Below are 241 nucleotides of genomic sequence, written 5' to 3' on the forward strand. Positions count from 1 at the left end.
TACACGTTCTACGACCCGACGCTGGAAGCGCGGAGCTTGGGCACGCTGGCGATCCTGCGGCAGATCGAGTGGGCGCGTCGCGACGGCTACGCGCATCTCTATCTCGGCTACTGGATCGACGGCCATCGCAAGATGGACTACAAGCGGCGCTTCCGGCCGCTGGAACATTTCGACGGCCGCCAATGGCGCCCCGCCGAGTGAGCGGTGCCGGCACGGGGATGTCATCCGCGCGTGGCATCAT

1 pseudogene is annotated in these 241 nt (G+C 66.4%); it reads left to right on the forward strand.

The features are described from left to right. A pseudogene (locus OH705_RS28505) lies at positions 1–201 on the forward strand (arginyltransferase); the annotation flags it as partial. Between the last annotated feature and the right edge of the window lie 40 nt (positions 202–241).

The organism is Pseudomonas sp. BJa3 (assembly GCF_026343815.1).
GTDB classification, from domain to species: domain Bacteria; phylum Pseudomonadota; class Gammaproteobacteria; order Pseudomonadales; family Pseudomonadaceae; genus Aquipseudomonas; species Aquipseudomonas soli.